At 46.5% G+C, this 26491-nt stretch carries 23 protein-coding genes and 1 tRNA gene; 13 read left to right on the plus strand and 11 right to left on the minus strand.

The window, feature by feature from the left end:
* Positions 1–336 precede the first annotated feature (336 nt).
* Positions 337–2988 (minus strand): GAF domain-containing protein, encoded by a 2652-nt coding sequence (locus NIES208_RS15770; RefSeq protein ID WP_075893943.1) that lies wholly within the window; start codon positions 2986–2988, stop codon positions 337–339.
* 363 nt (positions 2989–3351) lie between these two features.
* On the opposite strand from NIES208_RS15770, the gene NIES208_RS15775 reads away from it, so the two are divergent.
* Complete coding sequence (locus NIES208_RS15775; RefSeq protein ID WP_139325085.1) at positions 3352–3903, plus strand: hypothetical protein; 552 nt, start codon at positions 3352–3354, stop codon at positions 3901–3903.
* A 15-nt stretch (positions 3904–3918) separates the two neighbouring features.
* Here the strand turns inward: NIES208_RS15775 and NIES208_RS15780 are convergent, their stop codons facing one another.
* From NIES208_RS15780 to NIES208_RS15795, 4 genes are all read right to left on the minus strand, one after another.
* Entirely contained in the window at positions 3919–4881 is a 963-nt protein-coding gene (locus NIES208_RS15780; RefSeq protein WP_139325086.1) for a hypothetical protein, read from the minus strand.
* Positions 4882–4956: 75 nt separating this feature from the next.
* Complete coding sequence (locus NIES208_RS15785) at positions 4957–6249, minus strand: alkaline phosphatase PhoX (RefSeq protein WP_075893945.1); 1293 nt, start codon at positions 6247–6249, stop codon at positions 4957–4959.
* 128 nt (positions 6250–6377) lie between these two features.
* The gene (locus NIES208_RS15790) at positions 6378–6878 is read right to left on the minus strand and encodes a pilus assembly FimT family protein (protein ID WP_075893946.1); all 501 of its coding nucleotides are present in this window, start codon (positions 6876–6878) and stop codon (positions 6378–6380) included.
* A gap of 169 nt (positions 6879–7047) precedes the next feature.
* On the minus strand, positions 7048–8724 hold the full coding sequence (locus NIES208_RS15795) for a serine/threonine-protein kinase (RefSeq protein WP_075893947.1): 1677 nt from the start codon (positions 8722–8724) through the stop codon (positions 7048–7050).
* A 342-nt stretch (positions 8725–9066) separates the two neighbouring features.
* Between NIES208_RS15795 and pheT the strand changes: the two genes are divergently transcribed.
* Entirely contained in the window at positions 9067–11493 is a 2427-nt protein-coding gene (gene pheT, locus NIES208_RS15800; RefSeq protein WP_075893948.1) for a phenylalanine--tRNA ligase subunit beta, read from the plus strand.
* A gap of 4 nt (positions 11494–11497) precedes the next feature.
* Here the strand turns inward: pheT and NIES208_RS19105 are convergent, their stop codons facing one another.
* Positions 11498–11644 (minus strand): hypothetical protein, encoded by a 147-nt coding sequence (locus tag NIES208_RS19105; protein ID WP_171971791.1) that lies wholly within the window; start codon positions 11642–11644, stop codon positions 11498–11500.
* Between NIES208_RS19105 and NIES208_RS15805 the strand changes: the two genes are divergently transcribed.
* Genes NIES208_RS15805 through NIES208_RS15815 form a run of 3 tightly spaced genes read left to right on the plus strand, consistent with a single transcriptional unit; the run spans position 11638 to position 13371 of the window.
* Entirely contained in the window at positions 11638–12339 is a 702-nt protein-coding gene (locus NIES208_RS15805) for a hypothetical protein (RefSeq protein ID WP_075893949.1), read from the plus strand. The genes NIES208_RS19105 and NIES208_RS15805 overlap by 7 nt on opposite strands.
* Positions 12340–12362: 23 nt before the next feature.
* A complete protein-coding gene (locus NIES208_RS15810; protein ID WP_075893950.1) occupies positions 12363–12740 on the plus strand; it encodes a hypothetical protein in 378 nt (125 codons plus the stop codon).
* The gene (locus tag NIES208_RS15815; RefSeq protein WP_075893951.1) at positions 12730–13371 is read left to right on the plus strand and encodes a hypothetical protein; all 642 of its coding nucleotides are present in this window, start codon (positions 12730–12732) and stop codon (positions 13369–13371) included. Before NIES208_RS15810 ends, NIES208_RS15815 begins: the two co-directional genes overlap by 11 nt.
* Here the strand turns inward: NIES208_RS15815 and NIES208_RS15820 are convergent.
* The 5 genes from NIES208_RS15820 to NIES208_RS15840 form a co-directional block, all read right to left on the minus strand.
* Entirely contained in the window at positions 13363–13638 is a 276-nt protein-coding gene (locus NIES208_RS15820) for an acylphosphatase (protein WP_075893964.1), read from the minus strand. The two genes, NIES208_RS15815 and NIES208_RS15820, sit on opposite strands and share 9 nt — an antisense overlap.
* Positions 13639–13725: 87 nt before the next feature.
* Entirely contained in the window at positions 13726–14079 is a 354-nt protein-coding gene (locus NIES208_RS15825) for a DUF1257 domain-containing protein (RefSeq protein ID WP_075893952.1), read from the minus strand.
* A 134-nt stretch (positions 14080–14213) separates the two neighbouring features.
* Positions 14214–15716 carry a stress-responsive protein Ycf46 gene (ycf46, locus tag NIES208_RS15830; RefSeq protein WP_075893953.1) on the minus strand — a complete coding sequence of 501 codons (1503 nt, stop codon included), beginning with the start codon at positions 15714–15716 and terminating at the stop codon, positions 14214–14216.
* A gap of 47 nt (positions 15717–15763) precedes the next feature.
* Positions 15764–16105, minus strand: a complete 342-nt coding sequence (locus NIES208_RS15835) for a slr0373 family blue light stress response protein (protein ID WP_075893954.1) — start codon at positions 16103–16105, stop codon at positions 15764–15766.
* 449 nt (positions 16106–16554) lie between these two features.
* Positions 16555–16628, minus strand: a tRNA-Pro gene (locus NIES208_RS15840).
* A gap of 89 nt (positions 16629–16717) precedes the next feature.
* Here NIES208_RS15840 and lipA point away from each other — a divergent pair.
* From lipA to secF, 8 genes are all read left to right on the plus strand, one after another.
* A complete protein-coding gene (gene lipA / locus NIES208_RS15845) occupies positions 16718–17611 on the plus strand; it encodes a lipoyl synthase (RefSeq protein ID WP_075893955.1) in 894 nt (297 codons plus the stop codon).
* Between the two features lie 61 nt (positions 17612–17672).
* Entirely contained in the window at positions 17673–18212 is a 540-nt protein-coding gene (locus NIES208_RS15850; RefSeq protein WP_075893956.1) for a hypothetical protein, read from the plus strand.
* 8 nt (positions 18213–18220) lie between these two features.
* On the plus strand, positions 18221–19378 hold the full coding sequence (locus NIES208_RS15855; RefSeq protein WP_075893957.1) for a cysteine desulfurase family protein: 1158 nt from the start codon (positions 18221–18223) through the stop codon (positions 19376–19378).
* A gap of 370 nt (positions 19379–19748) precedes the next feature.
* Complete coding sequence (rne, locus tag NIES208_RS15860; RefSeq protein WP_075893958.1) at positions 19749–21905, plus strand: ribonuclease E; 2157 nt, start codon at positions 19749–19751, stop codon at positions 21903–21905.
* Positions 21906–21995: 90 nt separating this feature from the next.
* Positions 21996–22808 (plus strand): nucleoside triphosphate pyrophosphohydrolase, encoded by an 813-nt coding sequence (gene mazG, locus NIES208_RS15865; RefSeq protein ID WP_075893959.1) that lies wholly within the window; start codon positions 21996–21998, stop codon positions 22806–22808.
* A gap of 161 nt (positions 22809–22969) precedes the next feature.
* A complete protein-coding gene (locus NIES208_RS15870; RefSeq protein ID WP_075893960.1) occupies positions 22970–23953 on the plus strand; it encodes an alpha-ketoacid dehydrogenase subunit beta in 984 nt (327 codons plus the stop codon).
* Between the two features lie 27 nt (positions 23954–23980).
* Positions 23981–25381, plus strand: coding sequence for a protein translocase subunit SecD (gene secD / locus NIES208_RS15875; protein WP_075893961.1), 1401 nt, complete (start codon positions 23981–23983; stop codon positions 25379–25381).
* Positions 25382–25457: 76 nt separating this feature from the next.
* Entirely contained in the window at positions 25458–26426 is a 969-nt protein-coding gene (gene secF, locus NIES208_RS15880) for a protein translocase subunit SecF (protein WP_315861651.1), read from the plus strand.
* Positions 26427–26491 lie beyond the last annotated feature (65 nt).

Below are 26491 nucleotides of genomic sequence, written 5' to 3' on the forward strand. Positions count from 1 at the left end.
GCTCTCCCATTCACCGCGTCGTACTTCCGAGCATGCTTAAGCAAAACTCACGTTAACTACAATCAAAACTCTCAAAACTAAGACATTTAATATGTTTTAAACCCCTACCAATCTTATTAACTACGACTGTAGTCTCCCCTTCAAAGAAAATGACTAAGTCAGAAGGCTCTCTAGTCTAGGCGGACTTATTTCATTGCAACAATCACCAATGCTCAAAACGAAAACAGTCCAACTCCCCAATAGAAAATATTTTATTTCTAGTCAAAATATCTATACTTTTTCCCATCACCCTCCCAGTACCAACAACAGCCACGAGCAAGCCCAAACATTTACTGGCTATTTTGAAGTCATTGTCCAAACTCCATCCCAATCATCTGCAGGCGGGTGCGCAAAGAAATACTGACAACGCTGCATATGTAACTTCGCTGATTTATCATGACTCGCCACTTCCAAAACCCGCGCAAATTGGGTTAGTGCCCGTGCAAACTGACGATTAATGTAATACTCCCTCGCCTTTTCATATAGTTCCTTTACTTGCTCCTGCTGGAATGAAATGGGCTCTGAAGCTAGACCAACTAATTCATAAATCGATACAGGCTTTTTCTTACCCTTGACGATAATGCGGTCTAATTCGCGCACCACAACTTTTTCAGGGCAATAGTTGTAAGTATTCTCGCTGATGATAATGTCACAACCATATTGTTTACTCGCACTTTCCAAACGGGAGCTGAGGTTTACACCATCACCGATCGCCGTAAATTCCATCCGCTTACTGGAGCCGATATTACCGCTGATCACGAGATCAGAGTTGATACCGATGCCAATGTGAATGTGTTCTTTCCCATCACGGACACGCTTATCATTAAAAGCAGCTAGACGATGACGCATTTCTACTGCGGTTTGCAGCGATTCCCAGGCATGTTCTTCCAAAGGGAGGGGTGAGCCGAAGACGGCCATAATGGCATCGCCAATGTATTTGTCTAGCGTGCCTTTGTGCTTAAAGACGGCTTCTACCATGGTTTCAAAGTATTCATTGAGCATACTAACCACTTCTTCGGCTTCGAGCTTTTCCGTCAAACTGGTATAGCTACGGATATCAGAAAATAGGACACTCACTTCTTTGCGATCGCCACCCAGTTCGACACTCCCACTCTCAAGGAGCTGTTCCGCCAAATCCTGAGTCATATAGCGATACATCGTGCTCTTCAGACGTTTCTCATCACTGATATCGTCCATAACCACCAACGCACCGTAAACATTGCTCGAATCAGCAGCATTACTAATGGAATTAATCGAGAGGTTAACGCTATGTTCTTCCCCAGCGGCGGAAAGTAAAGGTTGATCAGGATAGTATTGCTCGCGATCCTTCGTCAGATCCTTGGGAGCGAGGGCACGCTCTAACCATTCTGAAAAATCACCTTTTTTCGACACATCAGCCTTATCCGTAATGTCAGCGGTTTTAATTTCCACCAACTCGCCCATTTGTTTCCCTTCCAAGGGATCATCCGCATCGAAGCCCAATAATTCTTTCGCTTTTTCATTGGCCGCAATGATAATGCCATGGCGATCTGTCGAAATGACACCATTAGTGAGACTGCGCAGAATATCACGCTGCATCTGCTCTTGCTGCTTCACCTGGGCAAAGAGCTTTGCGTTTTGGAGGGCAACACCAGCCTGAATATTGAAAGCCCGCATAAACTCTTGGTCACCACGGTTAAAACTTGCCCGCCATTGTTCTGGTGGATGGGGCCAATTTTTGGGGTCGTAAGGGGGAAATTCTCCCTGTTTTTCTTTATTAACTAACTGGGTTACGCCAATCAATTCGCCATCGGAATTGAACACTGGCATACAAAGCAAACTACAGGTTCTAAAATTTGTGGTTTGGTCAATATTCTGAGAATTTGTCGAGTCTTCGTCGTCATACAAATCAAACCCGATATTTAAGGTATAGCCATCTTTAGGGCGATCGCTGACGAGATTTTTGGCCGCCACTTTACCGACATAGCCGACTCCCACCGGCACACGTAACTCTTTAATTTCGTCACCAATGGGAATTTTCGTCCATAGATCATTGCGGTCATGGTCAATGAGCCAAAGGGTACTACGCGCTGCATTCATCAGCTTTTTCGCAGCATCCATCACCGTATTAAGGGTGGTATCTAGATCGAGGTTGCCCTTACTGAGGGAATTAGTGGCATCAATTAAGGCCTGAGCTGCCCGTTGCCGTTGGGTCGCCTTATAAAAAGACCGGGAAGATTCAAGGATTAGACGAATCGAAGGGGCAAAATCTTTAAATAGTGCAATATCTTGCTCCGTAAATCCATCGTGGGAAACACGCTGCTCTAGAGGTGCACTAGGATCATGGGGTGATTTAAGTTTATTAATGAGCTGCACTACTGCAACGAGATTATCCTCTGCATTGACGAGGGGGAGCGCCAACATCGTATAGGTACGATAATGGTTGCGTTTGTCAAACTCTTTGGCTGCCGTTGAGCGGGGGTCGTCGTAAAAATCGTAGGGAATATTGACGACTTTTTTCTGGGTCGCTGCTTCTCCGGCAATACCTTTATCGGCCGGAATTCTAATTTCTAAGGGCTTACCTGAATCATCGCGAGCGACAATAGACCAAAGTTGGTGCTGCTCTTCGTCTAAAAGGAAAATTGAAGTGCGATCAGCGGATAATAGTTCGCCTGTCTTTTGGGTGATCGACTGCAACATGTCGTTGAGGATTGCGTCAAAACCTTGACTATCCAAGACATCATCGAGCATTCCTAAGGTCTGGTGGAAAACCTGTAGTTTTGCTTGGACACCGGTGACAACTTCCCGGAAACTATCTTGATTGAGGGGGGCAAGAAATGCAGAAAAGTTTCCCCGTGTTGCAACGAGGGCACTGCCGGGCTGGTTATTGTTAAGTTCTCCGGAACTGGTGCCGTTATCGTCCTCCGGCACGATGTCAATGGTAGTTTGCGGGTAAGGGGATGTTGTCATGTCCCATTCTCACGTAGTTGATGGTTAGATGGCAGGTGATTGTGCTATACCGCTAAATTAACTGATCTTCTGCCATAACAGTGTAATGCTTTGGCAAAATATGGGCATTTACCGGCAGGCATATTGCAACATTAATCGCTAATTAGGCGTTCTCAATAATTGATTTGTTGGGATTTTTAATCTACAGCGCTTGGTATCACCCTGCATAGGGTCGTTGGGCTACATTGAATGTAAATGTCGTTTAAATGGGTGACTTAGTGTTGTCTGAATGTTTGGCCACAATTCTACCTGAGATGTTTTGCGGAATACGAGATAATCTGGGTGAAGTTATGGGTGTTGTTTGCTTGTTTAAGCGGGGAAAGCATGATGTCTGAAGCTTTTAAGGATTTTCTAAATTATTTTGGGTCAGATCAAGAATGCTATTTGTGGGCGCTAAAGGATGGCGCGATCGCCGGGGATTTAGAGACAGAGCTTGCCTCGATTACAGAGGAAGAACAGGTGGATTTACAACAGCGCTCTCAACGTTTTTTTGAAAGTTTGGATAGTCTGTTGGGCAGTCAAAGGGAGGTTGTTAGTACTACTTTGTTGGAGCGTCTCGGTGGTCTATTGCCTCGCCAACAATGTCTGGACATCCTTAAGATTTGTCAAGAAAAACGAGATTTGGTTACGGACTATCGGGAGCAGTTAAGTTTGGCGATCGCCGATTTACTCCCCCAATGGCACCATGAGGATCGCACTATTTTGATGCGTTCCTATGCTGGCGCGTTTCGTGGTGGCTCTACAGCAAATGATTCGTTGCCGGGTTCTGATAAAAATTGGGATGTCATGTCTCCCCTTGAACAGGCTCAACGTTTGGTGGCGATCGCCGATTTTGTGCTTACGGAGCTGCATACTCTCGACAATGAGAATCGTTAGAGGCGACGAGCTCGCTTAGAAATTCACCGGAATACGGTCAAAACTAAAGTACTTTAACAACTCTTCAAGACTCGTTTCTGGGCTAGTTGGAGTGGTGGTTTTCAGCTCATCAAGGGTTTGTTGATTGGCGTAGGTAAACACTTCGCTTTGGAGCGTGACCATGGACTGGAGAGGCAAGTCGCGGGTTTCGAAGGGTAAACGGTTAATGCGTCCTGTGGCAAAGCCAATTTGGAAACGAGCACGACCGAGTAAATTATCGCGCAGGGCAATTTTTGTGGCGTGGGGATATTGCTCTAATTCTTGGGGGTGCAGCACGAGGGGCACAAAATCGAGGTTTTCTTCGAGGAAAATTTCGCGTCCTTCTTGGCGAAAGGCATCGATTCCTTCAATGGCTAAGGCACCAATGTCTGCTAGGGCAAGGATAATGGCCACATTAGATTTTTCTTCGTCGGTATACAAATAGGGTTGAAAGATCGCGCGGTCACTGGGGTCAAAGTCGCAAATCGTTGCCGCGATCGCCTCCTGCAGGACTTCACAGTCAGCGTCGGAAAATTGCAAATCGGGTTTATCGGGTTGTTGCGCAGCGAGATCGGCATTTAGTTCGGCGATCGCCCCTAATAATTTCTCGATGGTGGCATGCTCACTAACCCCCTGCTCCCGACGACGGGCTGTCCAAGGTTGGGCGGGCAAAAAATCTTGCACCATATCATGGGCAATGGCCGCCAGCCCCAATAAATTACGCATTCGTTCTAAATCAAGGGGATCATGGCGCTGGTTTAGTTCTGCTTGCCAATGGGGACGCACAGCATCAAAAATCAATTCTGCCCGTGCTTTGACACCCTGAACATGGGCAAAATTATGGAAATATAACAGTTTATCCGCCGTCTCTTGCTCCATTTGGTGGCGAACATAGCCCATCATCAATTCCACAGAATCTTTAAAACACTGGGGCGATCGCTGAATTTTCAAATGGGTCATGGTCATGTCACCAAAAAAGTTACGAAGTAATGCAAGGCACAAATTAAGTTGTGTTGCCACCAATTTTATTGATCTCTAAGATCTTTGCCACTGTCCCCAAACGGCAAGAATAAGTCCGGGTCTTTGTATATTCACAAACATTGTTTTCCCATCTGGAGAAAAACACACCCCAGCAAGCTCACTATCATTTAGGGCATTACGTCCGAATTTATAACATTCACCAGCAGGTGTCACACCGTACAAATATTGGGAGCCAGCACCATCTTCGCAAACCATCAAATCGCCGAAGGGAGCCATCGTCAGGTTATCGGGATATTCAAAAATACTACCGCTAACGGCTTCAAGAAATAGGCGCAACTGATTGGTGGCTGGTTCGTAGCTAAAGATTTGTCCACGGTTGCGATCGCCGCCACTCGTACAAGTCCAATACACCTTCCCTTGACCGTAAATCATACCTTCACCGCGCTTAAAAATCGCCGCCCCCTTAGCTTGGGCTTCGTAGCGGAGAGTGTCATCCTCCGGGTCAATATTGTCGAGGGGAATCCACTCGACAGTAAATGGTTGATTGTGGGGAAATGATTTTGTGGTGTCTGCGTTAGGTTGGCCGACGATCGCCAACGCCTCTAGGGAACCACCTTGGGCTAACTGTTGACGCTTATGGGGGCGAAATCGGTAAAGACAGCCATCGTTACGGTCTTCCGTTTGATAAACAAAACCCGTCGCAGGATCAACGGCGATCGCCTCATGATTAAACCGTCCCATTGCCTTAAGGGGAACCGGAGTTGTTAAACCACTGGGCGACACTTCAAAGTTATAACCATGCTTTCGACGTAACGAAGAATTGATTTTAGGAGTCGTAATGTCCTCTTCGCAGCTCACCCAAGTGCCCCAAGGCGTTGCGCCACCAGCACAATTACGGAGAGTTCCCGCCAAAGAAATATAGTGCTGTTCCAGTTCCCGCTGCTTATTTAAAATAAGCGTTGTCGTACCACCCATGGCCCGCTCATCATAGTGGTAATCCCCAGCGGCGATCGCCCCCGGCGTTTGTCCCAAACTCAATTCATGATTACAAATAAGCGCTGTTTTACCACCAGCAACAGGAAAAGCAGCCATCCCATCCGGCGCTAGAGGCACTTTGCCACCATCCGTTAATTGACCACCACTATAGGCCAAAATTTTGTACTCAAAACCCAGAGGTAAATCAAAAATCCCCCGCACATCAGGCAACAAGTCCCCAAAGCGATTTTGCCGCAAAGTCGGCACACCAGCCTCCGCACGACGATAATAATGTTCCAAAGGCGACAGCACTGTCGTTCCAACAGCACTAGCGCCCAGTAGCGTTAAGAAATTACGGCGAGAAAGAGACACAAATTTACACAGAATTTTTTAGACAACAATATCTTAACCAGATCCGAGAGTTCTGGTTTTCCCTCAGGATATTTCTATAACTGAAATATTTCCAGAAAATAGATCAAGTAATACTTAAACAAAAACTTTTAAAGACTTGTTTGACAAAAATTCGCCGAAATATTTTCTAAATCATTCCGCGTATAAACCCCAGTTCTCGTCATCCCAATACCATTAGAAATCACCATACATCGCTTTAAATCTGTCGATACACTATAAATCACAATTGTACGTAGTGAGCCAGTATTACCACGATAGTTAAAATTTACTTTTTTGCTATTAGCACGATTGTACTTAATGCGTACATCTTCCAGTATTTGATTGCCCGTCACACCACAATTTGATGTCAAAATACCATTTTTACTATTGTTTTCTGGCAAAAACATGGTGCAACTTTGACTAATGCGCATGGCATTTCTCTGGGTCAACAGGATCATCTCCTGAAGCCGACTGAGTCCTCTATTTACCTTCGCCCGTGCCAGAAATCCCAACACCCCAGGGGAGGCGATCGCCGCCATCACACCAACCATTAACATCACAACAAGAATTTCGACTAAAGTAAATCCGCGATAATCACCAGTGGTAGCCATGCACTTACGATTAAATATTCATAAAAAAAGTAATATTCTAGTCATTATGAACGAGTAAGTGTCGCAAAATCAGTACTTTATACAAACTTCTCAAAAAACATCATCGAAGCTTTAAAAACAAAAAGCAAAAAAACAATTTTTATCACCAAAGAAAAATCATCCATTCACCCTAAAACAAACCACGCTTACCATTAGGCATAATCGTTGCCCAATTAGTCTTTGCCTTTTTCAATTGCTCTTCCGTAATTTTGGCATTCGTTAAATTAGCACCACACAAATTAGTACCATCAACAATCGCATAGTTTAAATAGGCATAACTTAAATCAGCACCACGTAAATCAGCTTTACTTAAATTTGTGTAGCTGAAATAAGCACGACCAAGATTTGCGTCCTTGAGATTTGCATACGCTAAATTTGCCTTCCCAAAATCAGCATTAGCCAGATTCGCCCCTTGAAAATTCGCGCGCATCATCCGCGATTGGTGGAAAATACAGCCCGACAAATTTGACTGGGGCAAACTAAGACTCAACAAATTTTGTTGCCCAAAATCCCTACGCCCTTTCTTATAGGCGAGCAAAAGACCCCTCGCATCTAGTTTGTCCCGGGCCGCCTTACCCGCACTGGTTCCTTTAGATTTAAAGCGACTTGATGCGGATTTATGGGGCATTGCAGCAGAGCCAGGTGCCATCCGATTCAGTGTATTTTTCTTGACACCTCCTTGGCCACCACGACTGCCTAGACCTTGACGCAGACTGCCACTCCCCCCTTTTCTCCGTTCGCGCCTCGCCCGAATAGCCATGGCAATACGGGAATTTTCAGACGTTGAGGGGCCACCCGTCACATCATTACTGCTGCTTGGATCGTTGGGATCAACAGCACCACCTGTTGTCCCAGAAAAACCACCGTCGGCACCTGTGGACAAACCCTGTGCCAAACTTTCCATATAAGGCTCCATATCTAGAGCGTTTAAGACATCGTCAGCAGACTGATAACGGTGCTTTACTGAGCTTTCCAGCATTTTCCGCATCACACTGGCAAAGCTATTACTGATATCGACGTAGGATTCCCACATCATCTCCCCTGTATTGGGGTTGTAGTCAAGATCTTTTGGGGATTTTGCGGTCAATAGATAAAGACAGGTAATGCCGATGGCGTAAATGTCACTGGCATACACTGGACGCATGGCCATTTGTTCTGGCGGAGCATAGCCGGGAGTCCCGACAGCAAAGGAGGTTAAGGCTGTTTGGTCGGAGGTATTAGCGGCTTCTTCTGGATTAACGCGGTTTTTAACTGCACCAAAATCAATTAAAACGAGTTTTTTATCTTGTTCGCGACGAATGAGATTGGCAGGCTTGATATCACGGTGGATGACTTGCTGGGAGTGAATATATTGCACCATTGGCAAAATCTCGCTGAGAAATTGCCGAACGCCTGCCTCGCTAAAGACACCATTTCTTTTGACTTCTTGCTGGAGGTTGTTGCCTTTAACGTATTCTTGGACGAGATAAAACTGTTTGTCATCTTCGAAATAGTCGAGTAACCGCGGGACTTGGGGATGGTTCCCGATGCGCCCTAGGGTTTGGGCTTCTCGTTCAAATAGCTCCCGTGCCATGTCGAATAAGTGGGGCACATTTGTGGCTGGACGCAGCTGCTTAATGACACAGGAGGGTTTGCCGGGCAGGCTTAAGTCAACGGCAAGGAAGGTGGCACCGAACCCCCCTTGGCCTAAACTTTTGAGAGGCTTATAGCGACCACGGAGAAATAGACTACTGCCACAGGCTTTACAAACCCTTGCTTTGAGGGGATTTTTAGGATTTTCGCACTCGGGATTAATACAGTAGCTCATGCAGAGTCACCTTGCTTGGCAGGGAGGTGTTGCCGGTTCGTAACAGATTAGCGGGGCAGACGGCCGACATTTAACAGGAGAAAAAAATATTGCTTTTGCCTCCATCCTATCTTAAGGATCTCAAATGATCTGGAGTTCTAGTGATGCTAAATAAGGATCAAGGTATTTAGTAGCATATCCCAAAATTCATGACCAAAGCTGAATTATCAGACTCTTCATAAAGGTTTGGGGTGAAAAGGCGATCGCCGCGGCTGGGGGGCTCAGGGAAAGTTAGGCGATGTAAAGACAGGGAAAACGTTTAGAATAAATTCTTTGAATGATCAATAATAGTGCCCAAAGTCAATGCGGATTTCCCTGAACTGGTTAAAAGAATTTGTTGATATTACGCTGTCTCCTGAAGAGCTAGCGAAAACCTTAACGGTTGCGGGATTTGAAGTGGAGGAGATCGAAGATCGCCGCGCCCTTGCTGATGGTGTGGTGGTTGGTAAAGTTGTCAGCCGTGAGCAACACCCGAATGCGGATAAGCTTAGTGTTTGCCAAGTGGATATTGGCGCAGAAGAGCTATCAACGATTGTTTGTGGGGCAAAAAATGTACGGGCGGATATTTTTGTGCCGGTGGCGACTTTGGGTAGTTATCTGCCGGCAGTGGACTTGAAATTAAAGCCAACAAAATTGCGGGGTGTTCAGTCTTCGGGCATGATTTGTTCTCTTTCTGAAATTGGTTTGGAGAAGGATTCGGAAGGGATTCATATTTTTGAACAGTCTGGTCTACAGCCGGGTCAGGATGTTCGTCCGCTACTCGGTTTGGATGATGTGGTTCTGGATTTAACGGCGACGGCAAACCGGGCGGATGCTCTCAGTATGGTGGGGGTTGCCCGTGAGGTGGCAGCTCTGACGGGTGTGGATGTCAAGCTTCCTGAAATTCCTGAGGCGATCGCCTCCTCTGCTTCTGTTGATGTCACAGTTGAGGACTCTGAAGTTTGTCCGGCTTATATCGGCACAGTGATTGAAGGGGTTGAAACGAAGCCTTCTCCTGATTGGTTAAAGTTCCGCCTACAAGCTGCTGGCACAAGACCCATTAATAATATTGTCGATATCACGAACTATGTGTTGCTGGAGTGGGGTCAGCCTCTGCATGCTTTTGATCATGAGCGGTTACAGGCGATCGCCGCCTCAGACAATGTGACCCTCGGTGTCCGTTTCGCCAAAACAGGGGAACGCTTAAAAACCCTTGACGCTCAGGAGCGTCAACTCGTTGAGCAAAATTTGATCATCACCGCCGGAGACAAACCCGTTGCCCTAGCCGGTGTGATGGGTGGCGAAGATTCGGAAGTCCATGACGGCACGACCAATATTGTCCTCGAAGCCGCGTTATTTGATCCAGTGGCAGTACGGCGTTCTTCCCGTGCCCAATCCCTCCGCAGTGAGGCTTCCACACGCTATGAACGGGGTGTAAACCAAGTGGAACTTGATCGCGCAGCTCAACGGGCGATCGCCCTCCTCCAAACATTAGCCGGAGGCAAAGTCATGGCTCAGGGTCTCCAAGATAGCCGTCCTGATCCCAACTCCCGTCCGAAAATCACCTTACGGTTGGCGCGTATCCACGAAATTTTGGGTCATGTCCAGAAAGATGGCGCAGTTTTTGATGTGCCCATGGCCGATGTCGAGCGCATTTTAACCGACTTAAATTGCCAACTTGACTCCGTCGGCGAAGGCGTTTGGGATGTGACAGTACCTCCCTACCGCTACCGAGATTTGGAGCGGGAAATTGATTTAATTGAAGAAGTAGCACGCCTCTATGGCTACGATCACTTCTGCGAAACCTTGCCAGTCCAAACCGCAGCAGGTTATCTCTCGGCCAATGAAGTGGTCAATCGTAAATTACGGGAAAGTTTCCGGTCTGTGGGTTTAACAGAAGTTGTCCATTATTCCCTCGTGAAGCCTGAGTTGGCCGATATTAAGCTCAATAATCCGCTTTTTGTGGAATACTCCGCGTTACGTAAAGAGTTGCTCACAGGATTGATCGATGCCTTTGCCTACAATCAAGCCCAAGGAAACGGCGCGTTAAATGCCTTTGAAATTGGTCGGGTCTTTTGGCAAGCAGACGAGAATATGGCGGAGGCTGATTATCTAGCGGGCATTCTCGGCGGTGAAATCGCCCCCGACGGCCAATGGACAAGTGGTGGCAAAGGGCAACCTATGGGCTGGTTTGAGGCGAAGGGTTTACTCGAATCGGTGTTTGCTCAGCTTCATCTTGAGATTACTTACCGCCCTGAAACAGAATATGAACAACTACACCCCGGTCGTACCGCGTCGTTATGGCTACAAGGTCGTCAGGTCGGTGTTTTTGGACAATTGCATCCGCAGGTTCGTCAAGACAAAGATTTGATCGATGCGGTTTACGTATTCGAGCTAAAACTCGATATGCTCCAAACGGTTCTCAGTCGTCCGTCTCAGCAAGTTCCTGTCTTTAAAAAGTATTCTACTTACCCGGCGATCGCCCGTGATTTAGCTTTCTTTGTGCCAGTGGATACCACCGTGGGTCAACTCGAAGAAGCAATGAAAAAGACGGCGAAAAAGCTTTTAGCGGCAGTGGAGCTCTTTGATGAGTATCGCGGTAAGGGTGTGCCCGAAGGCCAACGGAGTTTAGCCTTTAGCCTCAAATACCGGGCTTTGGATAAAACGTTAAAGGACGAAGAAATCGATCCGGTTCACCAGAAAGTGCGCGATACCCTCGTCAAAAAATTCAAGGTCACCCTCAGAAGTTAAATTTTTAATTTCTTCCCATGACATCGCGACAAGCTAGCGGCGATCGCCAAACCATAAATCCAAACCATAAAAATACAGCAATCAGACCATTATCTTTGAAGAAGATGAAGTAACGTTGCAGATAAGGGATATCCCGGTAACGCAATGTCAAAACTCAAACTGAACAAGACGATCAATGCTTCGCGGCAGCTGACAGAACCCACAAAAATCCCAGAAGGCTACCTCCTCAAAGATCCCAATGATGGCTTGAACTGGTTTGCCACAATTTTTGCTGGACTTTGGCTGTCCATCTGGTGTGGTATCTCATTTCCAATGTTTTTAGCATTAGTGGGGACTTTCATCTTTGACCCAAATCTTGAAACATTATTGCCTCTTCTATTGCTCAGTATTTTCGTCATTATTGGTGTGATTGGTCTGGTGTGGAGCGGGCGATCGCTCTACCGCGTTTATCGGATTAAAGTGGGTGAAATTATTTTGCCGACTTACCCCTTACGTCAAGGGGAAACCTATCGCATTCGGTATCGCCGGGCTTTGCGTCAAGGCCGCACCAAAGATCCAACCACCATATCCGCCACCTGGATAAATTACGAGTGGGTCGAATATCGCCGGGGCACAGACACCGTTACCGCAACCCATGAACTAGACAAAATAGAACTGTTAGACCAAACAGTGATGGCAGGGGTAAAGCACATTGAGTACAACGCCCAAATTACAGTGCCAGAGGACGCTCCCCCTTCAATTTATGCACCTCATAATCAAGTGCGGTGGGAATTGCAAATTAAAATCCATATTCCCCGCGTGGCAAAGGACACATCACATTTCATCGTGAAAGTTTTACCAGCCTAGTCAACTTATTTTTCCCAAGTTTGATGATCGATCTACAGCTCGAACAATCACAGATTGCCCTTAGTTATCCCATTGTCGGTGAATTTACTTGGCAACCGGATAATCCAGACAAAGCACCTAAATCTGCTGAAGTTTTTGTGGCATGGATGACGGCAGGGCGAGGATCCCGCGATCGCCAAATTGTTGCAACACAACCGATTAAACCCGAGCGACTTTTAAAATATCGTCAACGTCCCTTTGAATTTTCGCTAGATATTCCCAACGATGCGCCGCTAACTTACAACGGTCATTTATTTCGGTTGATGTGGGAAGTAAAAGTGCAAATTGTCTTTCCCGGTTTATTTCGCCCAAAGGAAACAACAAGTCAACTCATTGAGGTTGTCGCTCACCATGATGGTTGATCCCTACAAAGCCATCGGTTTAAGCCATAACCCGTTTATTGGGGAAGAGCAACTGGCTGAACCAACGGAGATTTGGCTAGATCGTGGTTTCTCTAAGCCTCCCCAACCCCATGCGCGACAGCTTCTGCAAATTCTGGGAGATAGGGGATTTGGTAAATCTGCCCATCTCCATCATTGGCGATCGCAGACCGGAGGGAGTTATTGTTACTATCCAGCGGGTTTAGGTCGATTTAAATTTCCACCCATTGAACCCATCGTTTACTGGGATGAGGGTGATCGCCTACCATTTATTTTTCTGATTCCAGCATTAATTTGGGCAAGCCTAACCAGTGCAACGATCGCCGTCGGCACTCACCAAGATTTGAGATTCTGGGCAAAACTATGCGGCTTAGCAGTAAAAACTATTGAGTTACCGCCCGTCACTCCGCAATTGCTACAAACCTGGGCAAATCTCAAAATTCAAGCTGCAACTTTGCCCGATCAAACTTGTCTCTTAGAATTATCTCTTTCGGAAGCCGAAGACATGATCAAAAAAGCCGCAGGATCATGGCGCACCGCCACCGATTATCTGCATATCTGGGCGGCGGCGATCGCCCTTAAATCTGTAAAATCAAAATCCTTCTCACCGTAAAATCCGAAAACCTTGTCTATTCCGAATCTCTTCCAGTTGCTGCTCAATGTTCATTACCCTAGCCAGCGGCGAACCCTTGCGACACCATTGCAACATCTCAATGACCAGAGGCTCAGTCCCCTCAAACCACGCTTCCACCCGACCATCCGGTAAATTTTTCACCCAGCCCCGTATCCCTAATTCCTTAGCTTTGAGGCCAGTGTAATAGCGATAACTAACACCCTGCACTCGACCAGAAATCCAGACATGAAAAGCTTTCTGCCCCATAAAACTTAAACTCATCCTTTCAAGAAAAAAGGGTTGATCCATAACAACAGATCAACCCCGGGAATTGTGGGAACGCATCAAAAATGATTACTTTTGTAATACCAGCTTAACGTTGGCATTATTCAAGCCGCGCTGCTTAACTTCGCTAAGCGTCTTATTAACAGCATACTTCTGGTTGATAGAATTAATCAGCTCCGTCTGATTGTGCTTCTTCGCAACACCCCAAAGATCAGCGATCAAATCGAAGCTACCATCAGAATTACGAGTCCAGCCGAGATCATAGTCACCTTCTAAGGTTGCCACGATGTCTGCATGGATTTGCTGACCGTTATAGCCACGCACCGCAGCATCTGTGTTCACAGAAATACCAAGGTCGCGCAGAGAAGACTTGAGGACTTCAGAATCAGTGATTTTCGTGCGTAAAGTACTAAAGTGAGACATGGATTTAGTTCTCCAAAAACAACAACAGTTTTGAGTTTTTTGCTTGAGTTTCCACTTATGCAAAAGTGGGTTTAAAATCTGCCAACAAGCTGGGAATCTTGCTGGCCTTAATCCGGGAGAGATTAAGCCTTTTGTTAGAACTCCAACCGCTGATATTCAGCGACGGAAGCTGACGCAGGTCGGGCACGCTGTCTAGCCCAATCGCGGAGACCGCTGACCTGTTCTGTCATGGTGCGGGACAAGGGGAGAGTCGCTTTAATTGCGGCGATAATATCGAGCTGCGTAAACTCTCTGTCCTGAGCAAAAGCGTCATACATTGAGGCAATGATCGCCTGCTCAATTTCGGCACCGGAAAAACCTTCTGAAATCTTTGCCAACTGCGCTGCATCGAAGCGATCGCCCTGCGGACGGCGCTTGGAAAGATGAATATTGAAAATATCTTCACGTTCGTTAGAGTTGGGGAGATCAACGAAGAAAATCTCATCAAAACGGCCTTTTCTAAGGAACTCACCCGGTAGGCGATCCACGCGGTTTGCCGTCGCCATGACAAATACTGGTGATTCTTTTTCCTGCATCCAAGTGAGGAAAGAACCGAAAATTCGACTGGAAGTACCGCCATCAGAATCAGCCGATCCTCCAGAGCCAGCAAAGGCTTTATCCAACTCATCGATAAACAAAATAGCGGGGGAAATCGATGCGGCTGTTTTGAGAGCACTGCGGAGATTTGCTTCAGATCGACCCACCGTGGAGCCGTCATACACACGACCCATATCGAGACGGAGTAAAGGCAAGCCCCACAATCTAGAAGTCGTTTTCGCGAGGAGAGACTTACCGCAACCGGGAACACCAAGGATTAACATGCCCTTCGGTTGGGGTAAGCCATATTCCCGTGCTGCTTCAGTAAAAGCGTTAGAACGCTGCTTTAACCAACGTTTTAGCTCTTCCAAACCACCAATGGCATCAATGGTTTCATCTTCTTCAATAAATTCAAGAATGCCGTTGCGACGGATAAGCTGCTTTTTCTCCGACAAGACAATGTCAACTTCTGACTCGGTTAATTTTTTCGCCTTAACCTGGGCCTTACGGTAAACTTTTTCTGCTTCATCTTTGGTCAGACCGAGGGCTGCCTTGAGAAGTTTTTCGCGCACTGGCGCACTAATCGGTTGCGTCGGCGATAAATGCTTCGACAAGACAAGGTCTAACTCGTCTAATGTGGGTAAAGGAAAATCTAAAACAACGACATCTTTTTCTAGCTCTAGGGGAACTTTTTGATAGGGCGACATTAAAATAATGTTTTTGTTTGCGCCACTTTTAAAGGAGGCGATCGCATCCCGGAGCCAGCGAACAGTACTCGGGTCATCAAGGAAAGGATGCAAATCCTTAAAGATAAAAATGCCAGATCCTTCGGTATGAACCATCTCGCGGATGGCAGCTTCAGCAGAAAGGGTACGGGGTTGGGGCTTACGGTCAGAATCATAGGTAACCAAGCCGTGGGTCATCGTCCACACATAAACCTTTTCGTACTCGCACAACTTAGCAATGTGGGCGATCGCCGCCTCTGCTCGTTCTTCCTCTGGCGTGACAAGATAAATTAACGGGTATCTTGCCTGAATAAGCGTATTTAGTTCTTCTTTCATAATATCGACCAATGTAGAAAGGACAGAAATGACTGCGCGGTCAAGACCTAGGGACAGGGAACAAGTTCATTGTCGTCAGCAGTGTCGCGGGCATGTTGTAAATCGTGGGCAATATCTTCATCGAGTAAAACTGTTGGCTGCTGCTTGAGGGAAACAAGCTGATTACCCCGAAGCACAACAGCTCCCTCACATTCCGGACAAATATGAACCCGATGAGTTTGACCATGGGTCTCTTGGGTCTCTTCCACAACCTCCGGGTGCTGGAGATAAAAACTAACAGCTTGCTCAACCAATGCTGACATCGACTCGGCATCAAGGGCGGCTTTAATTTTGAGCTGACGGTGAATGGTGGAGGGGAGATAAAGTGTAACTTTTTGCTTATCTTGCATACGACTAACTGATGACTTACCCGGTGGGTATACTGCCCTACTGTAGTGAGCATTTTTAGCACCGTCAAGCCTCTATAGCGTTATGACGCTTTTACTGTAATATTCCGTTACAAACAGTGCGTGAGAAGTCGCGTTTTGTAAACTTCGGCACTTTTTTTTTGACGAAGAAACCTTTTGCAGCAAGGATTTCGGGTGGTTAACCACTGCTGTTGTTTTGCTGTTCAACCCAAAAAAATTGAAAGATAAAAGCAGACATAGCTTCCACGGGAAGCCGTCACAAAGCGGGAATTCACGACGAGCCAGAAGGCGATCGCCACCGATAAAACCAGTGCCGCAATTCCATTTACGACTGAGTTATTGGCTAAAAAAACATTAGTTAAGTAGCCCTCAACATGATGTCGCAGTCAAGGGCGGCAAACGAAAAACAAGAAAACCGAGCAAAAATATTATCGGGATGACAGGATTCGAACCTGCGACCCCTTCGTCCCGAACGAAGTGCGCTACCAAGCTGCGCTACATCCCGCAAAATCGTTCCTATCCTAACACAGGTAATCCTTGCTAGGATATGGTCTTACGCATTACAACTTTAGTTTTTAGTAAGGAGCGATCGCCGTGGCGGTAAAACCAGATTGGCTCAGAGTAAAAGCCCCCCAATGGCAGCGAGTGGGTAGCGTCAAAGAAATTTTGCGTGACCTGAGTTTAAATACCGTTTGCGAAGAAGCCTCTTGTCCCAATATTGGCGAATGTTTTAATGCAGGCACTGCCACATTTTTGATTATGGGGCCTGCTTGCACCCGTGCTTGCCCTTACTGTGATATCGATTTTGAGAAAAAGCCCCAAGCCCTCGACCCCCAAGAACCGAAAAATCTAGCTGAGGCTGTCCGTCGCCTCAATCTCAATCATGTTGTCATCACCTCGGTCAACCGTGATGATTTACCCGATGGCGGTGCAAGTCAGTTTGTAAAGTGCATTCAGCGAACACGAGACCAATCACCCAAAACCACCATTGAAGTACTGATCCCTGATTTATGCGGCAATTGGGATGCCCTCAAAATCATTTTGGCTGCAGAGCCGGAAGTCCTCAACCACAATACGGAAACCGTTCCCCGTCTCTACAAGAAAACCCGTCCCCAAGGCGACTATGGGCGATCGCTGGAACTTTTGCAGCGTACCCGCGAGCTAACACCATGGATTTACACAAAATCTGGCATTATGGTCGGTCTTGGTGAAACAGACGCAGAAGTGCGGCAAGTGATGCGGGATTTGCGGGAGGTAGATTGTGACATTATTACCATCGGTCAATATTTACAACCCACTCAAAAACATTTGGGTGTGAAGGATTTTGTCACACCAGAACAGTTTGCGGCTTGGCGCGAATATGGTGAATCCCTTGGATTTTTGCAGGTGGTTTCTAGTCCGTTAACTCGTAGCTCCTATCATGCCGAACAGGTGCGCCGCTTAATGGAAACCCACCCCCGCCAAAAACTCCAAACCATCCTCAGTTAGTCTCGAATATTAACCAAGAGTATATATTTTCTATTGTGATATTTACACTTTGCATAACCTGATGTCTAAAGTCATTTGTCGATTTTCTCTGTTAGTCGGTTTAACTTTGAGCTTGTCTTTGGGAGCTTGTGTACGAGAAAAAACTGTGTATGTTGATTCAAGTAACACAACTTCTGAAGACACTTTTGAAACATCACTTGCTGAAATCCGTAAAGGTCAAACCTACCAATCTGATGAAGTTGCTTTTAGAGTTGTAGACTTCAAAAGTTTTGGAAAAAAAATGATGGATTTTGACGAAGAAAAGCTAGCTATTCATGAATGGGTTGGCGTTTTTGTCGAAGTAAGCAATGTAAAAAATCAACCTGTGAGAGCTGGTGACTTATTTCAAAGTGTTTCGCTCAAAGAGCTTACTGGAGAAGAATACAGTAGTGACTTATTTCTTGGCATTGAATGTCTTGATGTGGATCTCGATGCAATTATTCAGCCCCAAGGGAAGGTGACTTTTTGTTCTGTTTTTGATGCTCCAAATAAACCAAAGGAGCTGTACTGGGAAACTTATAGTTCTGATTTCTCAACAGAGCTTCGATTGTTAATGCACTAAATTTCTCCGTGAAAGATCGTCCTATTTATCTGGATAATCATGCTACGACACCTGTTGATCCATTGGTGTTAGAGGCAATGCTGCCCTATTTTACGGAAAACTTTGGTAATGCTGGCAGCGCAGGACACAGTTATGGATGGGAAGCGGCAGCGGCAGTTAAACAGGCACGGGAAGCGATCGCCCAGAGTATCAACGCAGCACCCGAAGAAATTATTTTCACCAGTGGCGCGACGGAGTCTAATAATTTAGCCCTTAAAGGCATTGCGGAAGCGTATTTTTCTCAGGGGAGACATATTATCACTGTCCAAACAGAACATCGTGCGGTGCTCGATCCTTGCGCTTATCTTGAAACCCTTGGTTTTGAAGTTACTTATTTGCCAGTACAGCCCGACGGCTTGCTAGAACTAGATTTCTTAGAAAAAGCGATTCGCCCAGATACAGTTCTTGTCTCCGTAATGGCGGCCAATAACGAAATCGGTGTCCTACAGCCCATTGATAAAATCGGGGCAATTTGTCACGAAAAAAATGTTTTATTTCACTGTGACGCAGCTCAGGCGATCGCCAAAGCTCCTATTGATGTCCAGGCTCAAAATATTGATTTACTCTCCCTCACCGCCCACAAAATCTACGGACCCAAAGGCATTGGTGCATTGTACGTACGCCGAAAAAATCCCCGCGTGAATTTAGCCGCTCAACTCCATGGCGGTGGTCAAGAACGAGAAAAACGTTCCGGTACGCTTTACGTTCCTCAAATTGTTGGGTTTGGTAAAGCTGTTGAAATTGCCCTAGCCAATCAACCAGAAGAAAATGAACGATTAAAACACTTGCGCGATCGCCTCTGGAACAAACTACAAAATATTCCCAATTGCACTCTTAACGGCGACTTCAGCCAACGACTCCCCCATAACCTCAACATTAGCTTTGCAGATATTGACGGCGCATCCTTACTCCTAGGCTTAAGACATACAGTTGCCCTTTCATCAGGATCCGCCTGTTCATCAGGCAAACCCTCCCACGTACTACAGGCGATCGGTCGAACCACCGCAGAATGCCAAGCATCACTACGATTTGGCATTGGGCGCACCAGCACCATTGCAGACATAGATCAAGTGGCGATCGCCGTGCAAAAAACCGTTACTTCCCTCAGACAAATGTCAGCAGATTAGAGCAAAGGCGATCCAAAGTACGCACTTAGCAGTAATATAGTAAATCAGATGGTTGCATACATCCCGCTAAACATTCAATTATTTAGCCACAGTTTCTTTTTATTAAGTACACAGCGTGTTCCGAAAGAAACAACTATACGATCCAAGTTAACTGTTGTGGCATTACACCAATAGCCTAATACCCCGACAGAAGACAAGGATTTGTTCCCCTGCCCATCTCCTTTCACCCGGCATCATTATATGACCTCTGCCAGCGGTGAAATCTCGCGAAACAAGAAAGATTTTTAACTAGTTTCAGAGCCTTTTGACTAACAAGAACTTGCAACAATCAGGTTTTTCAGCACTAAGCGAAAAAAATCGAGGAATTTGAATGCCAAAGCAAATCATTATTGCGGAGCAGCATCAGATTGCTGCCGTTTTTTGGGAAGACCAAATCCAAGAAATCGTCGTATCCACAGGTGCTCAACAAGTCGGTGATATTTATCTAGGCATTGTCGAAAATGTCATCCCCGGCATCGACGCAGCTTTCATTAATATCGGTGAAACCGAGAAAAACGGCTTTATTCACGTCAGTGACCTAGGCCCAATTCGTCTACGAAAAAACTCCAGTTCCATTACCGAGTTATTAGAGCCACAGCAGAAGGCTTTAGTGCAGGTCATGAAGGAACCGACGGGAAATAAGGGTCCTCGACTCACCGGAAACATTACACTGCCAGGTCGCTATGTTGTTCTGATGCCCTACGGTAAAGGTGTCAACCTATCACGTCGCATTAGTGACGATAATGAACGTAGTCGTCTGCGAGCTCTGGCTGTACTGATGAAGCCGCCCGGCATGGGACTACTCGTACGCACCGAAGCCGAAGGTACAGATGAAGATTCGATCATTGAGGATTTAGAGTCCCTCCAAAAACAGTGGGAATCGATTCAGCAGCAGGCGAATTATGGTCGTCCGCCCATGTTGATTAACCGCGATGATGATTTTATCCAACGTGTATTACGGGATATCTATAGCGACGAAGTCAACAGAATCGTTGTCGATTCAGCTAGTGGTGTCAAGCGGGTTAAAAATCAATTAATGAATTGGCAAGGTGGTAAAACGCCTGATGGTTTATTGATTGATCATCACCGGGAAAAACAAAATGTCCTTGAATATTTCCGGGTCAATGGTGCCATTCGCGAAGCATTAAAACCGCGTGTTGATCTGCCTTCTGGTGGTTACATCATCATGGAGCCAACGGAGGCTTTAACGGTGATTGATGTTAACTCTGGCTCTTTTACAAAATCTGCTACGGCAAGGGAAACTGTTCTTTGGACTAATTTTGAAGCGGCCACAGAGATTGCCCGTCAGCTCCGGCTCAGGAATATTGGTGGGGTCATTGTCGTCGATTTTATCGATATGGATTCTCGGCGTGATCAGCTTAGATTGTTAGAGCATTTCACGAAGATCCTTAAGGCTGATAAGGCTCGTCCTCAAATTGCGCAACTTTCAGAATTAGGTCTTGTGGAGCTAACTCGTAAACGCCAAGGGCAAAATCTTTATGAGCTGTTTGGGACTCCTTGCCCCCACTGTAATGGCTTGGGTCACCTCGCCCATTTGCCGGGTGAGGAACATCCTTCTGGTTTACAGGTTGGTAATATTTTACCGTTGTCCACTCAGTCCACAGCAGCGGCTGTGGCAACGACTGATGCTCGGCCAACTTTAGTCAATCGTATTGCGCCGACAGGTAATAACAGCCGTAGTAATTCTCGTAGTAAAACGAGTACTGCGAGTAATGACTCTCTCGAGCTTCTCAATCACCCGGATTATCAAGAACAAAATAATGGTGGCGGTAACCGCCGCCGCCGTCGGCGATCGCCTGACGTGAATGTCAGTGCCAAGCCAGTCCTGAAGGATGTCAACGAGAAAGAGCCAGACACCTCGTCGGAAAGTCAAGGGACCGCAGCGGCATCATCCTCAAAAGATGACAGCAAAAAGGACTCCAATAGCAGTAGTTCTTCTAAAAACGGTAGTTCCGGTCGTTATGATCGACGTGAACGGGGACGTTACCGCCGTGAAGAGATTAAGTATGAAACTATTCAGGTGGAAATGACACCGGAAGAGCAAAATGTTTATGCCCTAATTGGTGTATCGCCCCTTGTCAAGATAGCGGGCGGTGAGGAGAAGGATCCTCGTTCTACGATTGTGAAGGTCATTCGACCCGGTGAAACGGTTGACCCACCAGCAGAAGCGGCGACAGTCACGGCAACAACAGTCGAGCAAAAAACAGTGGCAGCTGAGACATCAGCAGAGCCAGAGTCTGACCCAAAGAATGGTGTGACAAAGGTGAAAGTTGTACATAAGCCCAGCGTCAAGGAAGTTTCTGACCTAGTCGATAGCGATCCAGTCGTCATCAAGAAAGCTGAGCCTAAAACGACAGAAACCACAGAAGTCGAAGTGCTGCAAACGGAACCTGAACCTGAACCTGAACCTGAGCAAAAGGTTGTCCGCCGCCGTCGCCGTCGTCGCTCTTCGGCATCGGAAGAATAGCTCGTTAGAGTTTATGACAACTCGATAAACTTTTAGGGCAGTGTTAAAACTGCCTTTTTTGTCTTAACTTTTAGGTTTTACATTCAACCCATGAGTCAACCCACGGATGCTATTTTAAATTCTCTTGAACATCTTATTCAGGTGGTAGCAAGGTTACGATCGCCGGATGGTGGTTGTCCTTGGGATTTGGCTCAGACACCCGAAACATTAATTCCCTACGTCATCGAAGAAGCCTATGAAGTGGTTCACGCCATTCGTGGGGGAGAACAGGCGGCGATCGCCGAAGAGCTAGGGGATTTATTATTACAGGTCATTTTACAAGCGCAAATTGCCAGTGAAGCCGGGGACTTTAACCTCCAAGACATTGCCGAAGGTATTAGCGCCAAACTAATTCGTCGTCACCCCCATGTTTTCGGTGAAGTGGCTGTCGATACCGTTGAAGAAGTCCGCCAAAATTGGGATAAAATTAAAGCCCAAGAAAAAGGTGAAACCCCAGAGCTAGCCGAAAAACTGAGTCGTAAACTAGACCGTTACAACGCGACTTTGCCACCTTTAATGGCGAGTATGAAGATGTCAAAAAAAGCCGCTGCCGCTGGATTTGAATGGGAAAAAATCGAAGATGTTTGGGCAAAATTTGACGAAGAACTTACAGAATTTCACGAAGCATTAGCCACCGAAGATAAAGCTCACCAACAGGCAGAATTAGGGGATTTGTTATTTACCATTGTTAATCTGGCGCGGTGGTATGACCTTGACCCCAGCGAAGCATTACATGGTACAAATCAGCGGTTGGTGCAGCGCATCACTCTCATGGAAAAATTTGCAAAAAAATCATTAGCTGATTACGACATTACAGAACTCGATCAGTTGTGGCGACAAGCAAAAAAAGAGCTGAATCAATAAATTGCACTATGTCTGTTGATTTGATCTAAATCTAGACTCTTCAAAAGTAGAAAAAGAGTATCTTGGCGGCGATCGCCGCGCATGAGAAGGATTCAGCACAGAAAGTCGTTGGAATGATAGGATAACCTTTGCTGCGATCCGTTTAACCCTCTTAATTTCAAATGGCAGAAACTTTACTTTTTAACGCATTACGTCAAGCCCTCGATGAAGAAATGGCGCGCGACGAAAGTGTCTTCGTCATGGGCGAAGATGTTGGACATTACGGTGGCTCCTACAAAGTAACGAAGGATCTCGCTAAGAAATACGGAGATCTACGGGTACTCGACACGCCAATTGCCGAAAATAGCTTTACAGGAATGGCTGTTGGCGCAGCAATGACTGGTCTACGTCCCATCATCGAAGGCATGAATATGGGATTTCTTCTCCTTGCCTTTAACCAAATTTCCAATAACGCGGGCATGCTCCGCTACACATCCGGCGGTAACTACAAAATTCCGATGGTCATTCGCGGCCCCGGCGGTGTCGGTCGTCAGCTCGGTGCGGAACACTCCCAACGCCTTGAAGCTTATTTCCAAGCGGTTCCCGGTCTAAAAATTGTGGCCTGCTCCACACCCTATAACGCCAAAGGCTTGCTCAAAGCAGCGATTCGCGACAATAATCCCGTTTTAATGTTTGAGCACGTACTGCTCTACAACCTGAAAGAAAATCTCCCCGAAGGGGAATATATTGTGCCTTTAGACAAGGCAGAGCTTGTCCGCGAAGGTAAAGATGTTACGCTCTTAACCTATTCCCGGATGCGTCACCACTGTACCCAGGCCATTAAAACCCTTGAGAAGCAGGGCATTGATCCTGAATTAATCGATTTAATTTCCCTAAAACCCATCGACATGGAGACGATCGCCAAATCCGTGCGAAAAACCCACCGGGTCATTATTGTCGAAGAATGTATGAAGACAGCAGGGGTTGCCGCCGAAGTCATGTCCTTGATCAACGAGCAGCTCTTTGATGAACTAGATGCCCCCGTTGTACGCTTGTCTTCCCAAGACATTCCTACCCCCTATAACGGCACCCTAGAACGTCTCACGATTATTCAACCCGACAATATCATCGAAGCCGTACAGAACATGATGGCTAATAACGTCTAGGGAATCGATTATTCAACTTAAACCATTATGCAAAAACAACGCTTAGTCATTGTGGCGATCCTTTTTCTTGTGGCGATCGCCGTGACAATTTTGGTGACCCTCCCACCCCAACTCGGACTTGATCTGCGGGGCGGCGCTCAGCTAACCATTCAGGTGCAGCCAGCAGAGAATGGTCAGACCGTCACCGAAGATGACACCACTGCAGTTAAACGCGTAATCGAAAACCGCATTAATGGTTTAGGTGTAGCAGAAGCGATTACCCAACTTGTCGGGAGCGATCGCATTCTTGTCCAACTACCCGGCGTCACCAATCCCGACCAAGCCGAGCGGGTGCTTGGGGGCACAGCACAACTCGAATTTCGCCCACTGCGCCCCGGTACAGAAGGAGAATTTACAGCTCAATTTCAAACCCTCAGACAACTGGAAGTACAGGTTGCTCTCCTCAGGGATGATGGCAATGCAGAAGAAAATCAAGCAGAAATCAATCAGCTTGAAGATCTGATTACAGCAGCTAACGAGAAGATTTTGACCTTCTTTGATCCAGTCAATTTGACAGGGGAAAATGTCACCAATGCCCAGCCCGCCCCTTTACAGTCCGGTAATGGTTGGCAGGTCTTTATCAATTTCGACGAAGCTGGTGGCGATATCTTTGCTGAAATCACAAAGGAGTTGGCCGGGACAGGTCGCAGCGTCGGTATTTTTCTTGACGACGCTCTCATTAGTGCCCCAACAGTCGGTGCAGAATATGCCACCACAGGCATTAGTAATAACGTCACCATTTCCGGTAGTTTTGATTTTGACGGAGCCAATGATCTCGCGATTCAAATAAAAGGTGGCTCCTTACCGTTCCCCGTTGAGGTCGTTGAAAATCGCACAGTGGGGGCATCCCTCGGTCAAGATTCGATTCGTCGTAGTATTTATGCCGGTTTAGCGGGTCTCTTTTTAGTCCTGATTTTTGTCGCGGTATATTACCGGTTGCCGGGTGTGATTGCGGACTGTGCACTTGTGATCTACACCATTTTCACCCTCGCCTGTTATTCCTTGATTGGCGTAACGCTAACGCTGCCGGGCATTGCGGGATTTATTCTGAGTATCGGTATGGCAGTCGATGCCAATGTCCTTATCTTTGAACGGACGCGGGAGGAGATTTATAAAGGTAATACTCTCTACCGTTCTGTGGAATCGGGCTTTTTTAACGCGTTTTCTAGCATTCTTGATAGTAATGTGACGACGTTAATTGCCTGTGGTGCTCTTTTCTTCCTTGGTTCTGGTTTGGTCAAAGGTTTTGCGCTGACCCTCGCCATTGGTGTTGCTGTCAGTATGTTTACGGCGGTTACCTGTAGCCGCACTTTAATGTTGTTGACGGTTCTTGGCCTACCGTCGGTACGTCAAAACCCTTCTTTGTTCGCACCGAATGCTCCGAAATAAGTTGCTCTAAGCGAGTGTACTGAACCTCCTTTGTTTTTCTACTCCATTAGTTCCTGTAAGTTTGATGAGTCTGCAATTGAAATTTAAAGTCACTCAACAACGGCTACTTTGGTGGTCCCTCTCGGCGATCGCCGTCATTGCCAGTGTTATTTTTATGGTGGTTTCGCAGCAGCAGATTCAAACACCTCTACGGCCTAGTATTGATTTTGTCGGTGGCACAAAGATCCAGATGGCCTTGGATTGTACGGTTGAAGGGAATTGCGATGAACCGATCAGTACCGCTGAAGTACAGGCCATTCTCACAGCGCAAAATATTGGCAAAAGTAGTGTGCAGGTGCTCGGACAAGATAAAACAAATATTTCGATTCGTACGCCCAAGTTAGAACTAGAAGAGCGAGCCGCGTTACAGGCTGCCCTAAACGAAGGGATTGGTGTTTTTGATCCTGCGACTTTACAGATTGACGATGTGGGGCCGACCATCGGACGTGAACTGTTTATCCAAGGGATGTTGGCGCTGATTGTGTCTTTTTTTGGCATCATTGCCTATTTGAGTATTCGGTTTAAGTTTGACTATGCCATTATTGCGATCGCCGCATTATTTCACGATGCCTTGATTACGGCGGGGATATTTTCATTACTAGGCTTAGTGATTGGCTTAGAAGTTGACAGCCTATTTTTAGTGGCACTCCTAACGATTATTGGTTTTTCTGTGAATGATACTGTGGTGATTTACGACCGCATTCGCGAAAATCTCGATAGCGAACAGGCCGGTACTATTAGCGATATTGTCGATTTGTCGGTGCAGCAGACCCTAGGACGTTCGATCAATACAACGACGACCACTCTCTTACCCCTATTGGCGATTTTCTTGTTTGGTGGCGAAACGCTGAAATTCTTTGCTTTAGCGCTCATTATTGGTTTTTTACTGGGCTCCTATTCGAGTATTTTCCTAGCGAGTACTTTACTGGCATGGTGGCGTGGACGTAATGGCAATTTACCCACGGTGACCAGTGAATCTGTGGATAATATTGATGCAGCTCAATAACAAAAAATTAGGCTCTCCGGGATTGACTATGCAGCGTTGGTAGGAAAATGCCAACAAATGAGACA

It is taken from the genome of [Limnothrix rosea] IAM M-220 (assembly GCF_001904615.1).
In the GTDB taxonomy this organism is placed as follows: domain Bacteria; phylum Cyanobacteriota; class Cyanobacteriia; order Cyanobacteriales; family MRBY01; genus MRBY01.

What these genes read in the sequence shown, in the direction of transcription:
- NIES208_RS15770 (WP_075893943.1), bottom strand. Translation starts at nt 2,988, where the DNA reads ATGACAACATCCCCTTACCCGCAAACTACCATTGACATCGTGCCGGAG.
- NIES208_RS15775 (WP_139325085.1), top strand. Translation starts at nt 3,352, where the DNA reads ATGATGTCTGAAGCTTTTAAGGATTTTCTAAATTATTTTGGGTCAGAT.
- NIES208_RS15780 (WP_139325086.1), bottom strand. Translation starts at nt 4,881, where the DNA reads ATGACCCATTTGAAAATTCAGCGATCGCCCCAGTGTTTTAAAGATTCT.
- NIES208_RS15790 (WP_075893946.1), bottom strand. Translation starts at nt 6,878, where the DNA reads ATGGCTACCACTGGTGATTATCGCGGATTTACTTTAGTCGAAATTCTT.
- NIES208_RS15795 (WP_075893947.1), bottom strand. Translation starts at nt 8,724, where the DNA reads ATGAGCTACTGTATTAATCCCGAGTGCGAAAATCCTAAAAATCCCCTC.
- pheT (WP_075893948.1), top strand. Translation starts at nt 9,067, where the DNA reads ATGCGGATTTCCCTGAACTGGTTAAAAGAATTTGTTGATATTACGCTG.
- NIES208_RS15805 (WP_075893949.1), top strand. Translation starts at nt 11,638, where the DNA reads ATGTCAAAACTCAAACTGAACAAGACGATCAATGCTTCGCGGCAGCTG.
- NIES208_RS15810 (WP_075893950.1), top strand. Translation starts at nt 12,363, where the DNA reads ATGATCGATCTACAGCTCGAACAATCACAGATTGCCCTTAGTTATCCC.
- NIES208_RS15815 (WP_075893951.1), top strand. Translation starts at nt 12,730, where the DNA reads ATGATGGTTGATCCCTACAAAGCCATCGGTTTAAGCCATAACCCGTTT.
- NIES208_RS15820 (WP_075893964.1), bottom strand. Translation starts at nt 13,638, where the DNA reads ATGGGGCAGAAAGCTTTTCATGTCTGGATTTCTGGTCGAGTGCAGGGT.
- NIES208_RS15825 (WP_075893952.1), bottom strand. Translation starts at nt 14,079, where the DNA reads ATGTCTCACTTTAGTACTTTACGCACGAAAATCACTGATTCTGAAGTC.
- ycf46 (WP_075893953.1), bottom strand. Translation starts at nt 15,716, where the DNA reads ATGAAAGAAGAACTAAATACGCTTATTCAGGCAAGATACCCGTTAATT.
- NIES208_RS15835 (WP_075893954.1), bottom strand. Translation starts at nt 16,105, where the DNA reads ATGCAAGATAAGCAAAAAGTTACACTTTATCTCCCCTCCACCATTCAC.
- NIES208_RS15850 (WP_075893956.1), top strand. Translation starts at nt 17,673, where the DNA reads ATGTCTAAAGTCATTTGTCGATTTTCTCTGTTAGTCGGTTTAACTTTG.
- rne (WP_075893958.1), top strand. Translation starts at nt 19,749, where the DNA reads ATGCCAAAGCAAATCATTATTGCGGAGCAGCATCAGATTGCTGCCGTT.
- mazG (WP_075893959.1), top strand. Translation starts at nt 21,996, where the DNA reads ATGAGTCAACCCACGGATGCTATTTTAAATTCTCTTGAACATCTTATT.
- NIES208_RS15870 (WP_075893960.1), top strand. Translation starts at nt 22,970, where the DNA reads ATGGCAGAAACTTTACTTTTTAACGCATTACGTCAAGCCCTCGATGAA.
- secD (WP_075893961.1), top strand. Translation starts at nt 23,981, where the DNA reads ATGCAAAAACAACGCTTAGTCATTGTGGCGATCCTTTTTCTTGTGGCG.